Here is a 20,623-nt window from a genome sequence, read left to right on the forward strand (position 1 = left end):
ATCGCCCGCGCGGTCGGGCGCGACCCGCAGGCCTGGCTCGAGCCGGTCGACGCCGACCGCACGACGCCCGCCGGTCGCCGGGTGGGTTTCGCCCTCAAGGTCCGCGAGGAGCTCGAGCTGCGCAAGCGCCGGCTCGGGATCCTCTCCTACGACGACCTGCTCAGCCAGCTGGCCGATGCCCTCGAGCCCGAGGACTCACCGGCCCGGGTGCGCATGCGGGCCCGCTGGCGGATCGTGCTGGTCGACGAGTTCCAGGACACCGACCCCGTCCAGTGGAAGGTCCTCGACCGCGCCTTCAGCGGGGTCGCCACGATGGTGCTCATCGGCGACCCCAAGCAGGCCATCTACGCCTTCCGCGGCGGCGACGTCACGACCTACCTCGCGGCCGCCGAGACCGCGACGACGCAGCAGACCCTCGGCACCAACCGACGCAGCGACGCCGGCCTGCTCGCGGGCCTCCAGGAGCTCCTCGTGGGAGCCGAGCTCGGCGACCCGCGCATCGTCGTACGACCGGTGACGGCGCACCACGAGGAGCCTCGGCTGGCCGGCACCCCCGTGGCCGCCCCGTTCCGTCTGCGCGTGGTGCGCCGTGACACCTTCGGTCGGTCGCCGGGCGCCTCCCTCGGGGTCGCCGACGTGCGACCGCACGTCGCCCGGGACCTCGCCCTCGACGCACGACGTCTCCTGGCCTCCGGTGCCACCTTCGACGGGCGTGAGCTGAAGCCGCGTGACGTCGCGGTCATCTGCTATCGCCACGCCGATCTCGCCGCGGCCCAGCGCGAGCTGCACGCGGTCGGTGTCCCGGCCGTCATCGCCGGAGGCGGCAGTGTCTTCGCGACCCCGGCGGCGCTGGAGTGGCTGACCCTCCTCGAGGCGCTCGAGCAGCCGCACCGTGCTCCACGTGTGCGCGCCGCGGCGCTGACCTGCTTCTTCCCCCACACCGCCCGCGACCTCGACGAGCAGGGCGACGCGCTCACCGAGGAGGTCGGGGAGGTGCTGCGCGAGTGGGTCGAGGTGGTGCCCCGCCGTGGCATCGCCGCCGTGCTCGAGGCGTCCTCCGCGGCCGGGTTGCCGGCCCGCGTGCTGCGCGAGGTCGGTGGCGAGCGGTCGCTGACCGACCTGCGCCACATCGGCGAGGCGCTGCACGAGGTCGCGACCACCGAGCACCTCGGCGTCGTCTCGCTGCTCGCGTGGTTGCGGGGGCAGGTGGCCGAGGGTCGGGCCGGCCGCGGGCTCGAGCGCACCCGTCGGCTCGACTCCGACGCCGCGGCGGTCCAGCTCGTCACGATCCACGCCAGCAAGGGACTGCAATACCCCGTCGTCTACCTCCCCGCCCTGGGCGACCGGTTCGTCCCCAAGCCCACTCGACCGCTCTTCCACGACGACGCGGGGCGTCGCTGCCTCGACGTCGGCGCCGGCGGTGGTGACGGGTGGCCCGAGCACGTGCGCCGCTGGGCCGACGAGGAGGCCGGGGAGTGGCTGCGGCTGCTCTACGTCGCGATCACCCGCGCCCAGTCGCAGGTGGTGTGCTGGTGGGCCCCGACCAAGAACGCCGTGGCCTCCCCGCTGCACCGGCTGCTGATGCGGCTCGACCCGACCGACGGCCAGGTCCCGCCCGCGCCCTCGGTGCCGACCGACGACGACGTCATCGGCCTCTTCGCCCGGTGGCGCGACCGCGGCGGTCCGTCCCCCGAGCTCGCGGCCCTGGCCGACCCCGGCCCCGACCCGGTGCTGCCGGAGGTCGGTGACCTCGCGGTGCGCACCTTCGGCCGCAGCGTCGACACCGAGTGGCGCCGCACCTCCTACTCCGCGCTCAGCCACGTCGACGTGGCACCGGGTGCCGTGGCCGTCACGAGCGAGCCGGAGCTGCTCGCCAAGGACGACGAGGACGTCGACGTCGCCGGGGTGGCCGATGGTGGGACGTCCGACTCGGTGCTGTCGCCGATGGCCGGCCTGCCTGTCGGCGCGACCTTCGGCTCCCTGGTCCACGCCGTGCTCGAGCACACCGACCCCGACGCGGCCGACCTGCGCGCCGAGCTCGCCGCCCACGTCGACGAGCAGCTCGGCTGGTGGCCGGTCGACCTCGACCGCGAGGAGCTCGTCGACGCGCTGGTCGCGGTCTGCGACTCGCCCCTGGGCAGCGCCGCCGACGGGGCGACGCTGCGCCGGATCGGGCTGCGCGACCGGCTGCGCGAGCTCGACTTCGAGCTGCCCCTCTCCGGCGGCGACCTGGTCGCGGGCGCAGGCTCCGACGTGCGTCTCGGCGACCTCGCGCCGCTCCTGCGCCGCCACCTGCCCGAGGGCGACCCGGTGCGCGGCTATGCCGACGCGCTGGCCCTGCCGGCGCTGGGCGAGCAGACGCTCCGCGGCTACCTCACCGGCTCCGTCGACGTCGTGCTCCGCCTCGGCACCGCGGCGTCCCCGCGCTACCTGATCGTCGACTACAAGACCAACTGGCTGGGCCCCCGCGACGAGCCGCTCACGGCCCACTCCTACCGGCCCGAGGCGCTCGACGACGCGATGGGCCACTCCGACTACCCCCTCCAGGCGCTGCTCTACGCCGCCGTGCTGCACCGCTTCCTGCGCTGGCGCCAGCCCGGCTACGACCCGGAGGTGCACCTCGGCGGGGTGCTCTACCTCTACCTGCGCGGCATGTGCGGCCCGGAGACCCCGCTCGTGGACGGCGAGCCCTGCGGGGTCTTCACCTGGCGTCCGCCGGTGGCCCTGGTCGAGGAGCTGTCCGACCTGCTCGACGGAGAGGTGCGCCCGTGACCGAGCTCTTCGAGCCCGTGGGTGACCACGACCGGCGACTGGCGCTGGGGGCCGACGGCCTGCTCGCCGTCTTCAACGTCGCCGGGGTCCTCGAGGCCGGTGACGTCCACGTCGCCGGACGCGTCGCCGACCTCGCGGCCGAGACCGACGAGCGGGTGCTGCTCGCGGCCGCGCTCGCCGTGCGGGCGGTGCGCTCCGGCTCGGTCTGCGTCGACCTGACCACGATCGCGTCGCTCGCCCCCGAGCTGCCCTGGCCCGAGCCCGACGCATGGGTCGCCGCGCTCCTGGGCTCGCGCCTGGTCGCCGAGGGCGTCCTGCGCCACGAGGGCTCGCTGACCTATCTCGACCGCTACCACCGCCTCGAGACGCAGGTGGCGGCCGACCTGCTCACCCGCGCCGGTGCCGACGCCCCGACCGTCGACGAGAGCGCGCTGGCGGCTGCCCTCGCCCGGGTCCGCGGCGACCACCTCAGTCCCGAGCAGGAGGCAGCCGCCGAGGGTGCCGTGCGTCGCTGGACCACGGTGCTCACGGGCGGTCCGGGCACCGGCAAGACCACGACCGTGGCGCGGATGCTGGTCCTCCTGGCCGACCAGGCAGCAGCCGCCGGCCGCCGCTGCTCGATCGCGCTCGCCGCCCCCACCGGCAAGGCCGCGACCAGGCTCCAGGAGGCGGTGCTCGGCGAGCTCGCCGGCCTCGACCCCGCCGACCAGGAGCGCGTGGGCCGACCCGACGCCATGACCCTGCACCGGTTGCTCGGCTTCCGCCACGACAACCGCACCCGCTTCCGCCACGACCGCGCCAACCGGCTGAAGTACGACGTCGTGGTGGTCGACGAGTGCTCGATGGTCGAGCTGACCATGATGGGCCGCGTGCTCGAGGCGGTCCGGCCCGAGGCGCGGCTGCTGCTGGTCGGCGACCCCCGCCAGCTCACCTCGGTCGGGGCCGGCGCGGTCCTCGCCGACGTGGTCCGCGGCTTCGAGGGCCACCCCACCTCGCCGGTCGCCTCACTGACCGAGAACTTCCGCTCCACCGAGGACATCAAGGACCTCGCCGAGGCGCTCCGGGTCGGTGACGCCGATGCCGTGCTGGCCACCCTGCGTCGCGCCAGCGACGAGGTGGAGTTCGTCGAGACCGACGACCCGGCCGCTGCGCTGCGCGAGGACGCGCTGGCCTCGGCGCTGGCCGTCCGTGAGGCGGCCGTCGCCGGAGACCACGAGCGCGCCCTCGCGGCGCTCGACGGGCACCGCCTGCTCTGTGCCCACCGGGAGGGACCGTTCGGCGTACGACACTGGAACGCGCAGGTCGAGCGCTGGGTCGCCGAGGAGACCGGGGTGCCGATCTACACCTCGTGGTACGTCGGTCGCCCGGTCCTGGTCACCACCAACGACTACGCGCTGGGCGTCTACAACGGCGAGTCGGGCGTGGCGGTGCTCCAGCCCGACGGGCGTCTGCGGGTGTGGATCGCGGGCTCGGAGTCGGTGCGCGACCTCGCGCCGGGTCGACTCGAGGCCATCGAGACCATGCACGCGATGACCATCCACAAGAGCCAGGGCAGCCAGGCCGAGCGGGTCACGGTGCTGCTGCCGGAGGCGGGGTCGAGGCTGCTGACCCGTGAGCTGTTCTACACCGCGGTCACCCGGGCCCAGTCGCGCGTGCGCGTGGTCGGCTCCGAGGAGGCGGTGCGGGCGGCCGTCGCGACCCAGGCCCAGCGGGCCACCGGGCTGCGGCTGCGGTTGCACGGGGCCGGCGGGTCCAGTCGGTGAGTGGCCGAAACGGCGCGGCAACCTCCGGAGGTTAGGGTCGTCGCGTGCCTTACCTGCTGCGTGTCGAGCTGCCCGACGTCCCGGGGTCCCTGGGTCGGCTCGCGTCCGCCGTCGGTGAGGCCGGCGGCGACATCGAGGCCATCGAGATCGTGGAGAAGCGCCACGACGGCACCGCGGTCGACGACGTGCTCCTGGAGATGATCGACGGGATCATGCCCGACTCGATCGTCTCGGCCTGCAACGCGCTCGACGGCGTGAGCGTGGTGTGGATCAGCCGCTACGCCGCCGGCGGCAACCTCTTCCTCGACCTCGAGGCCGTCGAGGACCTCACCGCGCACCCGGCCGAGGCGATCAACCGCCTCGTCGACCTGCTGCCGATGACCTTCCGCTCCGACTGGGCGCTGCGCCTGCACCGGGTCACGGGCGTCGTCCACGCCACGGGCGCGGCCCCCGACGAGCTCGCGTTCGTCGACCTCGACCGGGCCACGAGGCTCGAGTCCGACGACGACGACACCCTCTTCGCCGCCGCCCGGCTCGACGGCAACGAGATCGTCGTCATCGGCCGTCGCGGCGGCCCGGAGTTCCTCGACTCCGAGATCGCGCGCCTGGGCCACCTCACCGGCCTGGCGCTCTCGATCGCCCGCGTCGGCTGAGGCGTCCCGCGTCAGGACTCGCAGCCGACCCCCGTCACGTCTCCCGTACGACGAGCAGCGGCGCCGCCGCGCGCGTCCAGGCTGTAGGCCGAGCAGTAGTAGAAGCTCAGCAGCGCGTCGCGGCGCAGCGTGACCGGGCTCCAGCGACCCGAGCCCACGGGCTCGAGGTAGCGGAACCGGCCGCCCAGCAGGGCCGCGGTGTTGTCGCGGTGCTTGAGGTAGCGGTCCAGCCAGAGCTGGGTGTAGACGCTGGTGAGGTCCTGGCCGTAGCGGCTGGCCGGCAGCACCAGCGGGATGTCGGTGTAGTCCAGGTGGGTCGACGCGCGCGGCACCACCAGCATCGAGTCGACACCGGCCGCGCGCCAGGCGTCGAAACCGGTGGCCCGCTCCCGCAGCGGGTCGGGGCCCTCCGGCGAGGGCTGCGGGGTGATCGAGCTGCCGCCGCTGGTGAACCACGGGGACACCGTGAAGCCGTACTCCGACTGCACCGCCAGCGCCGGCACCGTGGGACGGATCCCGTCGCCGCCGCGCAGCTTGTCGAGCGCCACGACCGCCGCGACGCGACGGTCGGTGGCCTGCACCTGCGACACCGCCTGGGCGCCGAGCGAGTGGCCGATGATCGCGATCCGGCTGGTCCGCCCCGGGGTCGCCGTACGACGGTCGGGGGAGCGGTCGAAGAGGCGCCAGTAGGGGTTGAACGGGTCTGCCTCACCGGGGGCGGCCGACGGGTTGGCGTAGGGCCGTGACGGGGTCGCGGTGAAGAAGTCGAGCGCGTTGCGCGTGCCGGTGACGAAGTTGCCGAGCTGCTGGAAGGGCACCCCGTCGCAGCAGGTCGGGAAGACGTCGCCGGTGCTGTGCGGCAGCGTCTCGCTGGTGCCCTGACCCTGCACGTCGTAGGTCAGCACGACGTAGCCGCGCTCGGCGAGGTCCTGGGCCAGCCACTCGTACATCCCCTCCGAGCCCTGGACCGAGCCCTCGGTGAGGACCACGCCGGGGAAGGGCGCGCGCAGCACCCGCCCGGTGTAGGGGTCGCGGGCGCCGGGCTTCGGCCGCCACACGGTGCCGCGCAGGAGCGCCCCGTGCCGGTTGGTGAAGGCGACCTTGCGGCTCAGCCCACGGGTGCCGGACCAGCCGTCGCGCAGCGGGTTGCCGACGTTCCATCCCGGGAAGAAGTTGCCCGCGCTGAGCGCGGGACGCGTCGGGGAGGCGACCTGGGTCAGCATCTGCTGCACGCTCCGCGCGGTGGTCGCCTGCACCAGCGCCGGAAGGTAGGCGGTGTTGCGCAGCTGGCCACCAGGCCCGTCGATGCGGCCGTAGGCGTCGGCGATGTTCTGCACGTCGCGCGCGGTGTACGCCGGGTCCGTCGGCTGCAGCGGAGGCTGCGGGTCGGCGCTGGCCGGGCCCGCCGGGCTTGCTGCCAGGGCTGCGCACACCACCAGGAAGAACAGGGCCAGGGAGAGCAGGGCCGTGGTGCGTGACGGTCGTCTCATGCCGTGCTCAACGAGCGACCGGCTGTGAGGTCTCACGCAGCCACCCGCGTGCCAGGGTGGGCGCCATGAGCGACCACCCCCTGTGGGACCTGCAGCGCAGCCTGGTCCAGGACCACGTCTTCACCGACCTGACCCATGCCTTCCACCCCGGGCAGCCGCACTTCCCGGCGTTCCCCGACGAGGAGCGGGGCCAGGTCTTCGACGTGGCGGCCGGTGACGGGTTCAGCGTGCACCGCTACACGATCGTGGGGCAGTGGGGCACCCACGTGGACCCGCCGTCGCACTTCGTCGACGGCGCGCGCACGCTCGACCAGGTGCCGGTGGAGCAGATGGTGCTGCCCCTGGTCGTGCTCGACATCTCCGACCGGGTGCGCGCCGACGCCGACGCGGTCGTGACCCTCGCCGACGTCACGGCCTGGGAGCAGCAGTACGGCCCGCTGCCGGGTGGGTCCTTCGTCGCGCTGCGCACCGACTGGAGCCGCCGCTGGCCCGACGCCGACGCGATGGCCAACCACGACGGGCACGGCGTCGCGCACTACCCCGGGTGGTCGCGTGAGGTGCTCGAGCACCTCGTCGAGACCGTCGGGATCACCGCGATCGGCCACGAGACGACCGACACCGACCCGGGCAGCGCGACGTCGCAGGGCGACTACGGCCTGGAGCTCTACCTGCTCGAGCAGGACCGCTGGCAGGTCGAGCTCCTGGCCCACCTCGACCGGGTCCCGCCCGCGGGCGCGCTGGTCGTGGCCACGTGGCCGAAGCCGCAGGGCGGCTCCGGCTTCCCGGCACGGGTCTTCGCGATCGCGCCCCGCGCGGAGGGCTAGACGCGCTCGAGGACGAAGACCGGGATCTCCCGGTCGGTCTTCTCCTGGTACTCGGCGTACGGCGGGTAGGCCGCGACCGAGCGCGTCCACCACGCCGCCCGCTCCTCGCCCTCGACGATACGCGCGGCGTAGGTGTGCGGCTCGGGACCGTCCTGGAGGTCGACCTCGGGGTGGGCGACGAAGTTGTGGAACCACTCGGGGTGCTCGGGGGCACCGCCCTTGGAGGCCACGGCGGCGTAGGCGCCCTCGTGCTCGACCCGCATCACGGGGTTCTTGCGGAGCTTGCCGGAGCGAGCGCCGCGCGAGGTGATCACCACGATCGGACGGTTGAGGATGGTGTTGCCCTCCTGCCCGCCGGTGGCTTCGTACTTCTCGACCTGCTCGCGGACCCAGTCGCTGGGGCTGGGCTCGTAGTCGCCTTCAAGTGCCATGCCTGCCAGAACACCACACCGACCGTGCTGATTCCACCCCGGTGTCGGCCGCTAGCCTCACCACCATGAGCGCGATCGACGGAGTCTCCGAGACCTTCGACCCCACGGCCTGGGACGAGGTGCCCGGCTTCGAGCACCTCACCGACCTGACCTACCACCGGGCCAAGGCCCACGGGACGGTGCGCGTGGCCTTCGACCGCCCCGACATCCTCAACGCCTTCCGTCCGCACACCGTCGACGAGCTGCTCCAGGTGCTCGAGCACGCCCGCACCTCCAGCGACGTCGGCTGCGTGCTGCTCACCGGCAACGGGCCGAGCGACAAGAACGGCAAGTGGGCGTTCTGCACCGGGGGCGACCAGCGGATCCGGGGGCGTGCGGGCTACCAGTACGCCGACGGCGAGACCGCCGAGACCGTCGACAAGGCCAAGCTGGGGCGGCTGCACATCCTCGAGGTGCAGCGCCTGATCCGCTTCATGCCCAAGGTCGTCATCTGCGTCGTGCCGGGCTGGACCGCCGGCGGCGGCCACAGCCTCCACGTGGTGTGCGACCTGACGATCGCCAGCCTGGAGGAGGCACGCTTCAAGCAGACCGACGCCGACGTCGGCTCCTTCGACGGCGGCTTCGGCTCGGCCTACCTCGCGCGCCAGGTCGGCCAGAAGTTCGCCCGCGAGATCTTCTTCCTCGGCGCTGAGTACTCCGCCGAGGACGGTGTGCGGATGGGCACGGTCAACAAGGCCGTGCCGCACGCCGAGCTCGAGGCGACCGCGCTGGAGTGGGGCCGCCTGGTCAACGGCAAGTCACCGACGGCCCAGCGGATGCTGAAGTTCTCCTTCAACGCCATCGACGACGGCCTGATCGGCCAGCAGATCTTCGCCGGCGAGACCACCCGTCTCGCCTACATGACCGACGAGGCCGCCGAGGGCCGCGACCAGTTCCTCGAGAAGCGTGACCCCGACTGGTCGCAGTACCCCTGGTACTACTGAGCCCGTGCGCAACTGGGCCGGCAACGTCACCTTCTCCACCACCGACGTCCGCCACCCCGGCTCGACCGAGGAGCTGCAGCAGGTCGTGGCCGGCGCCCGTCATGTGCGTGCGCTCGGGACGGGCCACTCCTTCAACCCGATCGCCGACACGACCGGCACCCTGGTCTCCACCCGCGACCTCGGGCTCGGCGTGGAGGTGCTGGCGGGCGGTGAGGTGGCGGTCGTGCCCGGCGGGGCGACGTACGCCGAGGTGGCCCGGGCCCTGCACGAGCGGGGCCTGGCGCTGCACAACATGGGCTCGCTGCCGCACATCAGCGTGGCGGGTGCCGTCTCGACGGCGACCCACGGGTCGGGCAACACCAACGGCAGCCTGGCGACCGCGGTCGTCGGTCTCGAGCTCGTGCTGGCCGACGGCTCGCTGCTCGAGGTGCACGAGGGCGACCCGCGCTTCGCGGGCATGGTGGTCGCCCTCGGTGCGCTCGGTGTCGTGACGCGGCTGTGGCTGCGGGTCGAGCCGGCCTACGACGTGCGCCAGGAGGTGGTCACGGACGTGCACTTCGACGCCGCCGTGGAGCAGGTCGACGCGATCCTCGCCTCGGCCCACAGCGTCAGCATCTTCAGCTCCTTCGCCCGGCCGGACCTCCTCGACTCGATCTGGCGCAAGCACCGCGTGGACCCCGACCGGGCTGAGGCGGAGGTCGAGCCCGGCCCCTGGGGCGGGCAGCCGGCCACGGCGGCCCAGCACCCGCTGCGGGGGATGGACGCCTCAGCAGCCACCGAGCAGCTGGGTCGCCCGGGCCCGTGGCACCAGCGGCTGCCGCACTTCCGCACGGACGTCACGCCCAGCGTCGGCGACGAGCTGCAGTCGGAGCTCTTTCTGCCCCGCGAGCACGCCGCGGCCGCGCTCCGCGTCCTCCACGACCGGTCGGCCGACATCGCCGGCGCGCTGCAGGTCTTCGAGATGCGCACCATCGCGGCCGACGACCTCTGGCTCAGCCCCTTCCACGGCCGCGACACGGTGGCCGTGCACGCGACCTGGGTCAGCGACCTCGCCCTCGTCCGACCGGCGCTGGCCGCGCTCGAGGAGGCCGTCTCCCGCTTCGACCCACGACCCCACTGGGGCAAGGTCACGCTCGGCTTCGACGCCGACCGGTTGGCCGGGCTCTACCCCTCGCTGCCGCGCTTCCGTGCGCTGGCCGACGACCTCGATCCCGAGCGCTGCTTCGTCAACGACCACCTGACGCGGCTGGGCCTGCGCTGAGCCGGGCACGCACCGTCGGCTCGAACGCGCCGGCGAGCGCGGCGTAGCCCGCGTCGTTGGGGTGGAAGTAGTCGCTGGCGAGGCGCCCCTTCCACGACGAGGGTCCGGTGACGCGCAGGTCGACCATGGCGACCCGTCCGGCGGCGGCGGCGCGCTCGACGTGCACGTTGGCGCGAGCGGCCGCCCCGCTCGGCTGGGGCAGTGTGGCGACGACCGACCCGACCGGCACCCGCTCCACCATGGCGGCGAAGCCGTCGGGCAACCGGTCGCGCCTGGCTCGGGCTCCGAAGAGGTCGTTGGACCCGACCAGCACGGTCACCAGGTCGTCGTCGCGCGAGCCGATCTCCGCCAGGGCCGGGAGCTGCTGCTCGAGCACGTCGGACACCCCCGCACCGGTCGCGGCCAGGTTGACCACGCGCAGGTCCGTGCCGCCGACCGCGAGCCGCGCGGCGAGCTGGCCGACCCAGCCGGCGTCGTACGACGTCGCGCCGATGCCCACCGACATCGAGTCGCCCAGGACGACCCAGCGCCGCCCGGGCCGGTCGAGCGTCGCGAGGTTGTGCGCCCTCCAGGCCTCGGCGTAGGGCTCGACCTGGCTCCAGACCCGGGCCACCCCCGGCAGCACCGCACTCATCGTCCGGACCATGCGACCCGGGCCGCGCCCGGTGCGGTTGTCATAGCTGAAGCCGGGGTGCGTCACGTCCTCGATCCTGCCCGACCGAGCCCAGCGACGGCCTCCGCGAGGAGGTCGCCGAGGTCGGTGCCGTCACGGTCGTCGAGCCAGCGGGCCACGACGGCCTGCCAGACCCCGATCGCCGCCGCAGCCGCGGTCAGGGCGGCGAGGTCGTCGGGCGGCGCGCCGCGCCGTGCGGCCAGCGCCGCGGCCAGGGTCTGCTGCCAGGACTGCAGCACGTCGTAGGTGCGACCACGCAGGGCCGGCGAGGTGACCACCGCCTGTCGCTGGAGCAGGAGCCGCTCGCGGTCGGTGCCCAGGTCGGCGGCGACGGCCGCCAGGGCGGCGAGGGCCACGTCGAGGTCGTCGAGGTCGTGGAGGGGCGCTGCGACGACGGCGTCGCGCAGGCGGGCCTGACGGGCCCGCCGCTCCGGGTTGAGGACCTCGTCCTTGGTGGCGAAGTAGCGGAAGAACGTGCGGGGGGAGACCTCGGCCGCGGCAGCGATCGCCTCGACGGTCGTGGCGTCGAAGCCGTCGCGGGCGAAGAGGCGCAGCGCCGCGTCCTCCAGGGAGCGCCGGACGGCGTCGCGTCGCCGCTCCCGCAGCCCCGGGGGCGGGTCGGTGGGGGGCACGCCCGGGGTCCTCAGTCCGAGGCCAGGGCGCTGCGCAGCACCGTGGCGTCGTCGGGGCGCGCCCCGGGGCGTCCGCTGCGCACGTCGACCCGGCGCAGGTCGCCGGTGAAGGTGAACGGCGGGCGGTAGTCGCCGCACACGGCCAGCCCCCGGTCGCGGCCGATGAGCAGCCCCGTCCCGGCGGTCGAGAGGTTGGGCAGGAACATCAGGCCGGCGTAGGGGGCGCGGTCGCGCTCGGTGCCGTCGACGTGCAACGAGATCGTGGCATCGCGACCGGGGGTGTAGCGCAGCACCACCTCGTGCCGGCCCGGCTCGAGAGGGGTGTCGTCGGCGAGGCGGACCGTGGTGTCGAGCATCGCGAACGTCGCGACCGGACGCCCGTCGAGGAGGTAGCACGCCCAGCCGCCGTGCCGGTCGCCGATGGCGGCGATGATCCCCTCGTCCCCGGCCTCGACGACGACCTCCGCGCTCAGCTCGAAGCCACCGACGAGGGAGGGCATCTGGGTGGTCGGGACCGGCCCGCCGCCTGGCCTGTACGTCGCGTGCTCCGGCTGGGCGAACTCGCCCGGGTGCATGTGGGCCATCGACGCGGGGAACTCGAAGAGTGGCAGGACCTGGTTGCGCCCCGCCTCGGCCCACCACAGCTCGACGAGCCGCGCGACGACGTCGGGGTGCTCGTCGGCCACGTCCCGGGACTCCGAGAAGTCGTCGGCGAGGCGGAAGAGCGACCACCGGTCGGTGTCGAAGTCGAAGCTGCCGGGGATGACCTCGCGCTCCCCGAACTGGTCGGAGACGTAGTCGGTGACGGCCTTCCAGCCGTCGAGGTAGATCGCCCGCGAGCCCATCATCTCGAAGTACTGCAGCGGACGGTGCTCGGTCGCGGCGGCGTCGTCGAGGGACGGGAGCAGGGAGGCTCCGTCCACCGGCTGCTGCGTCACGCCGTCGACGCTGGCGGGCGCCGGGACGCCCGCAGCGTCGAGCACGGTGCTGAAGACGTCGACCGCGTGGCAGAACTGCTCGCGCACGCCGCCCGGATCGGGGACGCGCGCGCCCCACCGCACGACCAGCGGGGTGCGGACGCCCCCGAGCCAGGCGTGCCGCTTCCACAGTCGCAGCGGGGTGTTGCCGGCCCAGGCCCAGCCGAAGGGGTAGTGGTTGTAGGCGTCGTGGCCGCCGATCTCGTCGGTGCGCGCGACCGCCTCCTCGACCGGCTCCCCGTGACCCAGCCAGCCGGCCGCCTCGTTCATCGTGCCGGTCACGCCGCCCTCGGCGCTGGCGCCGTTGTCGGAGAGCACCATGACCAGGGTGTCGTCGGCGATGCCCTGCTCGTCGAGGTGGGCGAAGAGGCGACCGAGGTGGTGGTCGGTGTGGGTCATGAAGCCGGCGAAGACCTCCATGTAGCGGGCGAAGAGCCGGCGCTGGTCCGCCGGCAGCCCCGACCACTCCGGCACCCAGGACGGACGCGCCGTCAGGACCGTGCCCTCGGGCACCACCCCGGCCGCCACCTGGCGCTCGAAGACCCGCTCGCGCCAGGCCTCCCAGCCGTCGTCGAACTGGCCTTCGTAGGGGAGGACCCACTCCTCGGGGACCTGGTGGGGCGCGTGCGCGGCGCCCGTGGCGAGGTGCAGGAAGAACGGCTTGCGCGCCTCGGCCTGCTGCTGGTCCTGCACCATCCGGATCGCCTCGTCGACGAGGTCCTCGGTCAGGTGGTAGCCCTCCTCGGGCGTGCGCGGGGCCTCCACGTGGGTGTTGTCGCGCACCAGCTCGGGCGCCCACTGGCTGGTCTCGGCGCCGAGGAAGCCGTAGAACCGCTCGAAGCCCATGCCGAGGGGCCAGCGGTGGAACGGTCCGGCGGCGGAGTACTCCGTCTGCGGGGTCAGGTGCCACTTGCCGACCGACATCGTGTTGTAGCCGGCATCGCGCAGGACCCGCGCCAGCATCGCCGCCGACGGCGGGATCCGACCGGTGTAGCCCGGGAAGCCGAGTGCCGCCTCCTCGGTGACACCCATGCCGACCGCGTGGTGGTTGCGGCCGGTGTGCAGCGACGCCCGGGTCGAGGAGCACACCGACGTCACGTGGAAGCGGTTGTAGCGCAGGCCCTGAGCCGCCAGCCGGTCGAGGTGCGGCGTCGCGATGGTGGCGCCGAAGCAGCCGAGCTGGGCGAAGCCCACGTCGTCGAGCACCACCAGGACGACGTTGGGGGCTCCGGCCGGCGGCCGCGGGTAGCCCACGAAGCTCGGCTGCGACGTCGCGACACGCGAGGTGATGACCGGGGTCGTGCGGGGCTCGCTCACGCGGGGACTCTAGCGGTGAAAGCGCCCATCTGTCAGTGTGCTGCCACATGGCACTCGACTGACAGCTTCGGTCAGCACGGCAGGGGAGGGAGTCACATGGTCGACGTCGACCAGCTCAGTCTCGAGCTCCCCGGCGCGCTCCAGCTCGCCATCAAGGTGGTCGTGGCGCTCTTCCTCTTCGGCATCGCGCTCGACACGCGTGTGGAGGACCTGCGTGCCGTCGTACGCCGACCCTGGGTGATGGCCGTCGGCCTCGTGGCGCAGTACGCCGTGGCGCCGGGAGTGGCCCTGCTGCTCACGCTCGTCCTGGACGTGCGCGGCTCGGTGGCGATCGGCATGCTGCTGGTGGCCTGCTGTCCGGCCGGCAACCTGTCCAACCTGCTCACCCACCGCGCCAGGGGCGACGTGGCCCTCTCCATCTCGCTCACGGCGCTGTCCAACCTCCTGGCGGTGCTCCTGACGCCCCTGGCCTTCGGCTTCTGGTGCGGGCTCAACCCGGCTGCCACCGAGCTGCTGCGTGACGTGTCGATCGAGCCGGCCACGGTGATGAGCGAGGTCGCCCTGCTCATCGGCGTGCCCTTCGCGCTCGGCGTCCTCGTGGCGTGGCGTCGGCCCCGCTTCGCCGAGAGCGCGCAACGGGTGGTCGAGCCCGGCGCCCTGGGGCTGCTGGTCCTCGTGGTCGTCGGCGGTGCCGCCGCCCAGCTCGACGTCCTCGTGGACTACCTCGGGGTCGTCGCGGTGCCGATCGTCGCCCACAACGCGCTGGCCCTCGGCGTCGGCTACGCCACGGGACGAGCGTGCCGGCTCGGCCCCCCGGGCGTGCGAGCCATGACCTTCGAGCTCGGCGTGCGCAACACCGCGCTGGGCGTGGTGCTGGCCCTCGGCTTCTTCTCCGACCTCGGCGGCGTGGTGCTCGTCGCGGCGCTGTGGGGTCTGTGGGACGTCGTCACGGGCCTGGTCCTCTCGACGTGGTGGCGACGCGGTGAGGGGTCCGTCGCCCGCGGGGCCCCGGGGGATGCCATCGTTGGTCCGTGACGGTTCCCACCCTGCGTGCGCTGGCCACGTCGGCTGCCACCTCGCTGGTGCTCGCGCTGGGTGGTTGCGCGACCGAGGACCAGCCTGTCTCGGCCCGGAGCATCAGCCAGGACGAGCTCGAGTCGCAGGTCGCCGGGATGTATCCCGCCCAGGACGACGCGACGACCGTCCGCGTCACCTGCGAGGGCGAGCTCCCTGCCACGGCGGGTGCCTCGGAGGAGTGTCGCGTCCAGGTCGACCGGCAGCGCGCCACGGTGCGGGTCAGCGTCACCGAGGTCGTCGCCGAGGAGGTCCGCATCGACAGCGTGCTCGTGGTCCCCGCCGACCGGGTCGCCCAGGAGCTGCTGGAGGCCTTGACCGAGGAGGAGTTCCACGTCGACGAAGTCGTGTGCCCCGACGAGCTCCTCGGTGAGGTCGGCGAGCAGGTGACCTGCACGGCCACGCCCAACACCGGCTCCGGCAAGGTCACCGCGACGGTGACGCAGATCCGCGGACTGCGGGTCGACTTCGACTACGCGGTGGCCCGATGAGCCTCTGGGAGCGCATCGCGACGCAGACCAACGGAGACGCCTACGCCACGGCGTACGCCGAGCGCTTCCGCGCCATGGCCGCTGCCGGCCAGGACGTCCACGGCGAGGCGGGGCTGGTGACCGGGCTGGCCGGCCCGCCGCCGGCACGGGTGCTCGACGCGGGTTGCGGGACCGGTCGCATCGCGACCCACCTGGCGGGACTGGGCTACGACGTGGTCGGGGTCGACGTCGACGACTCCATGCTGCGGGTGGCGCAGGAGGAGGCGCCGTCGCTCGACTGGCGCGTGGTGGACCTGGCCACGATGGACCTCGGCAGGATCTTCGACCTGGTGCTGGTCGCCGGCAACGTCATCCCCCTGCTCGAGCCCGGGACCCTCGACGCGGTCGCGGGTCGGCTGGCCGCGCACACCGCCGACGACGGCCTCGTCGTGTGCGGCTTCGGGCTCGACGAGGACCACCTCCCGGGCGACTGCCCGGTGACGTCGCTCGCCGACGTCGACGCCGCGTTCGCCCGCGCCGGGCTGGAGCCGGTCGAGCGCTGGTCGACGTGGGACCGTGGTCCCTGGGACGGCGGCGCCGGCGGTTACGTCGTGACCCTGCACCGCCGCGCACCCGGAGGAGGGCCAGCATGAGGATCGTCGTCCTGACCGGCGCCGGCATCTCCGCCGAGAGCGGGGTGCCGACCTTCCGTGACGCCGACGGGCTCTGGGAGGGCCACCGGGTCGAGGACGTCGCGACGCCGGAGGCCTACGACCTCAAGCCGACGACCGTGCACCGCTTCTACGACGCCCGCCGCGCCGCGCTGCTGCAGGTCGAGCCCAACCCGGCCCACCATGCGCTGGCCCGCCTCGAGGAGTCCTTCGGCGACCAGCTGCTGGTCGTCACGCAGAACATCGACGACCTCCACGAGCGCGCGGGGTCGAGCCGTGTCCTGCACATGCACGGCGAGCTCAACTCCGCGCTGTGCCGCGGGTGCCGCCAGCGCAGCCGGTGGACCGGCGACCTCGTCGACCACCCGCCCTGCCCGCGCTGCGGCGTCAGCGAGCTGCGCCCCGACGTCGTGTGGTTCGGGGAGATCCCCTACGAGATGGATCGCATCCACGACGCACTGCTCCGCGCCGACCTCTTCGTGTCGATCGGGACCTCGGGGGCGGTCTACCCGGCGGCCGGCTTCGTGCAGGCGGCGGTGTCCTACGGCGCGCGCACGCTGGAGCTCAACCTCCAGCCCAGCGAGGGCACCGACTTCTTCTCCGAGGCCCGGCACGGGCCGGCCGGCGAGCTGGTGCCCGCGTGGGTGGAGAGCCTGCTCAGTCGTTGACGGCGGACTCGGCTGCGGAGTCGATGCGCGCGCGCATCAGGGCCTCGAGGCGGGGCATCTCATCGCCCAGGCCCAGGCGTGGGGCGTAGTTGCGGATCACGTCCAGGAACATCTCGCCGCTCTCGATCACCCGCGGGTCCATGTGGCCCATGACCTCGAGCGCGACCACGCCGTAGAGCTGGGTCCAGCCCTGCATGTAGGCCCAGACCAGACCGAGGTGCTCACGCGGCACCTTCTCGACCTTGGCCGGGATGAGCGGGTCGAGCACGGACTCGCGAATGGCCGCTGGCAGCTCGTCGAGGGTCGGCACCGCGAAGTGGGTCTGGTGCCAGACCTCGAGCATCAGGTCGGTGAAGAGGTGGCCGGAGCAGGCTAGGGTGTTCATCTCGCGGCGCACGCAGGCGGCCTCGGCGATCGGGTTGGCGAAGACCAGGGCGAACTCGCGGGGGTTGGTCAGCGCCCACGTGCGGAACTCGGTGACCGCGACGACCAGGCGTCCGCCCGCGTCGTCGGTGGGCAGCCGGTCAGCGGCGGCGGCGAAGGTGGCCGTCGCGCTCTTGTCGATCTCGTAGGCGACGAGGTCGACGAGCTCCTGGTAGCTGCCGACGTAGCGGTAGAGCGCCGGGGCGGTCATCCCCATCTTCGTGGCCACCGCCCTCAACGACAGCTCGGCGCCCTGCCCCAGCAGCTCCCTCGAGGCTCGGGTGATCTCCTCGAACGTCGCCTCCCGCTGCCGCTCGCGGCGGGTGAGGCCGTCGTCCTGTGCCACCGACACGTGGTGCTCCTTCTCCGAGAGTGGTCGTGCAAGAAACAGTTGACGAGAGGAGTTTACACCGTTTACGGTTAACACCCTTCACTAATTTGACGCCCCTTCACTCATGGGGTCGCCGTCCCCGAGGAGAGTCATGATCGAGCGTTGGGGCGACCTGGTCGCCCGTCGGGCCCGCGCCGTCCTGCTGGCCGGCGTCGCCCTCGCGATCGCCGCCGCTGTCTACGGGATCGGGGTCTTCGACTCGCTCTCGCAGGGCGGCTTCGACGACCCCGGCTCCGAGTCGGCGCGCGAGCTCGCGCTGGAGCAGGAGACCTTCGGCAACAAGTCCGTCGACGTCGTGGCGATCTACTCCAGCGAGGACCTGACCGCCTCGGACCCGGCCTTCCGGCAGACCGTCGAGGACGTGGTCACCGCGATCCCGGACGGGCTGACCAGCGCGGTCGTCGCCTACTACGACGCTCCTGCCGACCAGGGCCTGGTCAGCAGGGACCGTCACGCCGCCCAGGTCCGGATCTCGCTGGCGGGCACGACCCAGGACGACTACCTGCGCCACTACGACGAGCTGGCGCCGATCCTGGAGGCCGACGGGCTCGAGACCGATCTCGCCGGGGCGTTCGCCGTCTACAACGACGTCAACGAGATCACCTCCGAGGACCTCGAGCGCGCCGAGCTCCTGTCGCTGCCGATCGTCGTGCTCCTCGCCCTGCTGATCTTCGGCAGCCTCGTCGCGGCCTCCATGCCGGCGCTGGTCGGCCTGCTCGCGATGATCGGCGCGCTGGCCGTCGTGCGGCTGCTCACCCAGTTCACCGAGGTGTCGGTCTTCGCCGTCAACGTGATCTCGCTGCTGGGCATCGGCCTGGCGATCGACTACGCGCTGTTCGTGATCAGCCGCTTCCGCGAGGAGCTCGCGCTGCTGCCGGCCGACGACCCGGACGCCTCCGCCACCGCGATCCGACGCACGATGGCGACCGCCGGCCGCACCGTCCTCTTCTCCGGCCTCACCGTCGCCGCGGCCATGGCGAGCCTGCTGATCTTCCCCCAGGCGTTCCTGCGCAGCATGGGCTACGGCGGGGTCGCGGCCGTGCTCGTCGCCGTGCTGGCCGCGCTCACCGTGCTGCCGGCGGTCCTGCGGCTGCTCGGTCGCCGGGTCGACGCGGGGCGGCTCCCGTGGCGACGTCGGGCCGGCGCGTTCGCGGTCGAGGCCGACGGAGAGGGCCGCTGGGCGGGCTTCGCCCGCGCTGTGATGCGCCGCCCCGTCGTGGTCATCGTCGTCACGGTGGCGCTGCTGCTCGTCATCGCCTCGCCGTTCCTCGGCGCCAGGTGGGGCAGTGTCGACCACCGGGTCCTCCCCGACGACGCACCGGCCCATGTGGCGGCCGACAAGCTGGCCAGCGACTTCGGCCCCGAAACCTCCACGGCGAGCCTGCTCCTACGTGGCGCCACCGAGCAGGAGGTCGCCGACTACACCCGCGAGGTCGGGCAGGTCGACGGGATCGTGGCGGTCCTGCCGGTCGACGCCACCGCCGACGTCACCCTGCTGCGCGCGGTCTGGGAGGGCAACAGCCAGACCGAGCGCTCACAGGACATCGTGACCGCGCTCCGCGAGGTCGACCCCGGGGCCGGCTCCGCCCTCGTGGGCGGGTTGAGCGCCGACACCGTCGACCTGATCGCCTCCGTCGGCGACCACCTGCCCTGGATGGGGCTGATCGTGGTCGTGGTGATGCTGGTCCTGCTCTTCCTCGCCTTCGGCTCGGTGGTGCTGCCGGTCAAGGCGGTGCTGATGAACCTCATCTCCATCACGGCGTCCTTCGGCGTCGTCACGTGGATCTTCAGCGACGGCAACCTCGCCGACCTGCTGGGCTTCACGCCACAGGGCTTCCTCGACGCGACCAACCCGATCCTGATGCTCGCCATCCTCTTCGGGCTCTCCATGGACTACGAGGTCTTCCTGCTCTCGCGGGTGCGGGAGCAGTGGGACCGCACGGGAGACAACGACGCGGCAGTGGTGAGCGGCGTGCAGAAGACCGGACGCATCATCACCAGCGCGGCGCTCCTGCTCGGCGTCGTCATCGGTGCCTTCGGCACCAGCGGCATCGTCTTCATGAAGATGCTCGGGATCGGCATGCTCGTCGCGCTCCTCATCGACGCCACGATCGTGCGCGGCCTGCTGGTGCCCGCCACGATGAAGCTCCTCGGCCGGTGGAACTGGTGGGCTCCCGCGCCCATGGCCCGCTGGTGGGATCGCCACGGATTCCGTGAGGGCGGCGAGGCGGGGGCGGCCGGAGGGCACGCTGAGACGGAAGCAACCGGCGAGCGGTCCCCGGCTGTGGTCTGATGCCTCCTGTCGGGAGGGGGACGGATGCGCGGGAGCCGTGCGGCACTGGCGTCACCCCTGGTCGCCCTCCCGCTGGCCCTCGTGCTGACCGCGTGCGCCGGCTTCGAGCAGGAGACGCCGCTGTCGGTGCTCGCCGCTGCGGAGGCGGACATGGCCGACCTGACGTCGCTGCGGCTCCGCACGACCGACTACGTCGGCGGCGTGAGGGAGACGCGCGACCTGGTCGTGACCCGGGCCGGTGACTGCGCGGGCACGGTCACGACCGCCGGTGCCAGCGTGCAGGTCCTCCGGGTGGCCGGCGAGGTCTGGATCCGTCCCGACGAGGGCTACTGGCCGCTGGTCTTCGACGGGCCGCTGGTCTCCAACCTCGCCGACACCTGGATCCACCTCACCTCGTCCTCCGAGCTCGACCGCTTCTGCGACATCGACGAGCCCTACCGCGCCTTCGTCGGCAGTCCCCGGGACCTCTCGTGGCGCAACGCCGGACCCGACGAGCTGGCCGGCCTCGCCGTCGTACGCCTCGAGGGGGAGCGGGACGACGGCACCCTCGTGGACGTCGCGGTGACCGTCGACGACCCGCATCGGATCGTCGCGATGGAGCTGAGCGGTGCCGGGCGGGGCAGCGCCGAGCTCTACGGCTTCGACGACGGTGTCGAGGTCGACCCTCCGGACCCCGGTGACGTGGTGGAGGTGGAGGACCTGCGCTGACTAGGTGTGATGCCCAGCCAGGTTGTTCAACCGGGTGATGGGTGGAAGGCCACCGAGGGCTGAGTGGGGCCGGTGGTGGTTGTACTGGTGTAGCCATCCTGCCAGCGCGGCTCGTCGTGCGGCTTCGGAGTTGTAGAGCTTCTTATAGG

The 20,623-nt window shown here is 73.0% G+C and carries 19 protein-coding genes; 12 read left to right on the plus strand and 7 right to left on the minus strand.

The features are described 5' to 3' along the window. The 3 genes from AAG827_RS18960 to AAG827_RS18970 form a co-directional block, all read left to right on the plus strand. The coding region (locus AAG827_RS18960) for a UvrD-helicase domain-containing protein (RefSeq protein WP_341927779.1) at positions 1 to 2,772 on the plus strand (2,772 nt) is incomplete at its 5' end. Further along, positions 2,769 to 4,535 (plus strand): exodeoxyribonuclease V subunit alpha, encoded by a 1,767-nt coding sequence (gene recD / locus AAG827_RS18965; RefSeq protein WP_341927780.1) that lies wholly within the window; start codon positions 2,769 to 2,771, stop codon positions 4,533 to 4,535. The genes AAG827_RS18960 and recD, both read left to right, overlap by 4 nt. Before the next feature lie 44 nt (positions 4,536 to 4,579). Further along, entirely contained in the window at positions 4,580 to 5,188 is a 609-nt protein-coding gene (locus AAG827_RS18970; protein WP_341927781.1) for an ACT domain-containing protein, read from the plus strand. 11 nt (positions 5,189 to 5,199) lie between these two features. Here the strand turns inward: AAG827_RS18970 and AAG827_RS18975 are convergent, their stop codons facing one another. Continuing rightward, positions 5,200 to 6,678, minus strand: coding sequence for an alpha/beta hydrolase (locus AAG827_RS18975; RefSeq protein WP_341927782.1), 1,479 nt, complete (start codon positions 6,676 to 6,678; stop codon positions 5,200 to 5,202). Positions 6,679 to 6,743: 65 nt separating this feature from the next. Here AAG827_RS18975 and AAG827_RS18980 point away from each other — a divergent pair, with 65 nt between their 5' ends. Next, positions 6,744 to 7,502, plus strand: a complete 759-nt coding sequence (locus AAG827_RS18980; RefSeq protein ID WP_341927783.1) for a cyclase family protein — start codon at positions 6,744 to 6,746, stop codon at positions 7,500 to 7,502. On the opposite strand, the gene AAG827_RS18985 is transcribed toward AAG827_RS18980, so the two are convergent. Next, a complete protein-coding gene (locus AAG827_RS18985) occupies positions 7,499 to 7,933 on the minus strand; it encodes a nitroreductase family deazaflavin-dependent oxidoreductase (RefSeq protein WP_341927784.1) in 435 nt (144 codons plus the stop codon). The two genes, AAG827_RS18980 and AAG827_RS18985, sit on opposite strands and share 4 nt — an antisense overlap. A 65-nt stretch (positions 7,934 to 7,998) precedes the next feature. Between AAG827_RS18985 and AAG827_RS18990 the strand changes: the two genes are divergently transcribed. Together AAG827_RS18990 and AAG827_RS18995 are read left to right on the plus strand one after the other, a co-directional pair. Next, the gene (locus AAG827_RS18990; RefSeq protein WP_341927785.1) at positions 7,999 to 8,916 is read left to right on the plus strand and encodes a 1,4-dihydroxy-2-naphthoyl-CoA synthase; all 918 of its coding nucleotides are present in this window, start codon (positions 7,999 to 8,001) and stop codon (positions 8,914 to 8,916) included. 4 nt (positions 8,917 to 8,920) lie between these two features. After that, positions 8,921 to 10,177: an FAD-binding protein gene (locus AAG827_RS18995; protein ID WP_341927786.1), complete on the plus strand. Its 1,257-nt coding sequence runs from the start codon at positions 8,921 to 8,923 to the stop codon at positions 10,175 to 10,177. Here AAG827_RS18995 and AAG827_RS19000 read toward each other — a convergent pair. The 3 genes from AAG827_RS19000 to AAG827_RS19010 are packed head-to-tail and all read right to left on the minus strand — an operon-like array spanning position 10,143 to position 13,776. Continuing rightward, complete coding sequence (locus AAG827_RS19000) at positions 10,143 to 10,877, minus strand: SGNH/GDSL hydrolase family protein (protein WP_341927787.1); 735 nt, start codon at positions 10,875 to 10,877, stop codon at positions 10,143 to 10,145. The genes AAG827_RS18995 and AAG827_RS19000 overlap by 35 nt on opposite strands. Then, on the minus strand, positions 10,874 to 11,482 hold the full coding sequence (locus tag AAG827_RS19005) for a TetR family transcriptional regulator (RefSeq protein WP_341927788.1): 609 nt from the start codon (positions 11,480 to 11,482) through the stop codon (positions 10,874 to 10,876). The genes AAG827_RS19000 and AAG827_RS19005 overlap by 4 nt, the downstream gene beginning before the upstream one ends. A gap of 11 nt (positions 11,483 to 11,493) precedes the next feature. Next, a complete protein-coding gene (locus tag AAG827_RS19010; RefSeq protein ID WP_341927789.1) occupies positions 11,494 to 13,776 on the minus strand; it encodes an arylsulfatase in 2,283 nt (760 codons plus the stop codon). A 96-nt stretch (positions 13,777 to 13,872) separates the two neighbouring features. Here AAG827_RS19010 and AAG827_RS19015 point away from each other — a divergent pair, with 96 nt between their 5' ends. The 4 genes from AAG827_RS19015 to AAG827_RS19030 are packed head-to-tail and all read left to right on the plus strand — an operon-like array spanning position 13,873 to position 16,659. Beyond that, entirely contained in the window at positions 13,873 to 14,811 is a 939-nt protein-coding gene (locus AAG827_RS19015) for a bile acid:sodium symporter family protein (protein WP_341927790.1), read from the plus strand. Next, the gene (locus AAG827_RS19020; protein WP_341927791.1) at positions 14,808 to 15,341 is read left to right on the plus strand and encodes a DUF4333 domain-containing protein; all 534 of its coding nucleotides are present in this window, start codon (positions 14,808 to 14,810) and stop codon (positions 15,339 to 15,341) included. The genes AAG827_RS19015 and AAG827_RS19020 overlap by 4 nt, the downstream gene beginning before the upstream one ends. Continuing rightward, positions 15,338 to 15,973 (plus strand): methyltransferase domain-containing protein, encoded by a 636-nt coding sequence (locus AAG827_RS19025; RefSeq protein ID WP_341927792.1) that lies wholly within the window; start codon positions 15,338 to 15,340, stop codon positions 15,971 to 15,973. The genes AAG827_RS19020 and AAG827_RS19025 overlap by 4 nt, the downstream gene beginning before the upstream one ends. Further along, entirely contained in the window at positions 15,970 to 16,659 is a 690-nt protein-coding gene (locus AAG827_RS19030; protein ID WP_341927793.1) for an NAD-dependent deacylase, read from the plus strand. The genes AAG827_RS19025 and AAG827_RS19030 overlap by 4 nt, the downstream gene beginning before the upstream one ends. On the opposite strand, the gene AAG827_RS19035 is transcribed toward AAG827_RS19030, so the two are convergent. After that, positions 16,649 to 17,434, minus strand: coding sequence for a WHG domain-containing protein (locus AAG827_RS19035; RefSeq protein WP_341927794.1), 786 nt, complete (start codon positions 17,432 to 17,434; stop codon positions 16,649 to 16,651). The genes AAG827_RS19030 and AAG827_RS19035 overlap by 11 nt on opposite strands. 130 nt (positions 17,435 to 17,564) lie before the next feature. Here AAG827_RS19035 and AAG827_RS19040 point away from each other — a divergent pair, with 130 nt between their 5' ends. Continuing rightward, positions 17,565 to 19,766, plus strand: coding sequence for an MMPL family transporter (locus AAG827_RS19040; RefSeq protein WP_341927795.1), 2,202 nt, complete (start codon positions 17,565 to 17,567; stop codon positions 19,764 to 19,766). A gap of 24 nt (positions 19,767 to 19,790) precedes the next feature. Further along, entirely contained in the window at positions 19,791 to 20,474 is a 684-nt protein-coding gene (locus tag AAG827_RS19045; RefSeq protein WP_341927796.1) for a hypothetical protein, read from the plus strand. Here AAG827_RS19045 and AAG827_RS19050 read toward each other — a convergent pair. After that, on the minus strand, positions 20,475 to 20,623 hold a 149-nt coding region (locus tag AAG827_RS19050; protein WP_341925121.1), incomplete at its 5' end, for an integrase core domain-containing protein.

Origin of the sequence: Nocardioides psychrotolerans (genome assembly GCF_943371775.1) — a bacterium.
Taxonomy (GTDB): domain Bacteria; phylum Actinomycetota; class Actinomycetes; order Propionibacteriales; family Nocardioidaceae; genus Nocardioides; species Nocardioides psychrotolerans_A.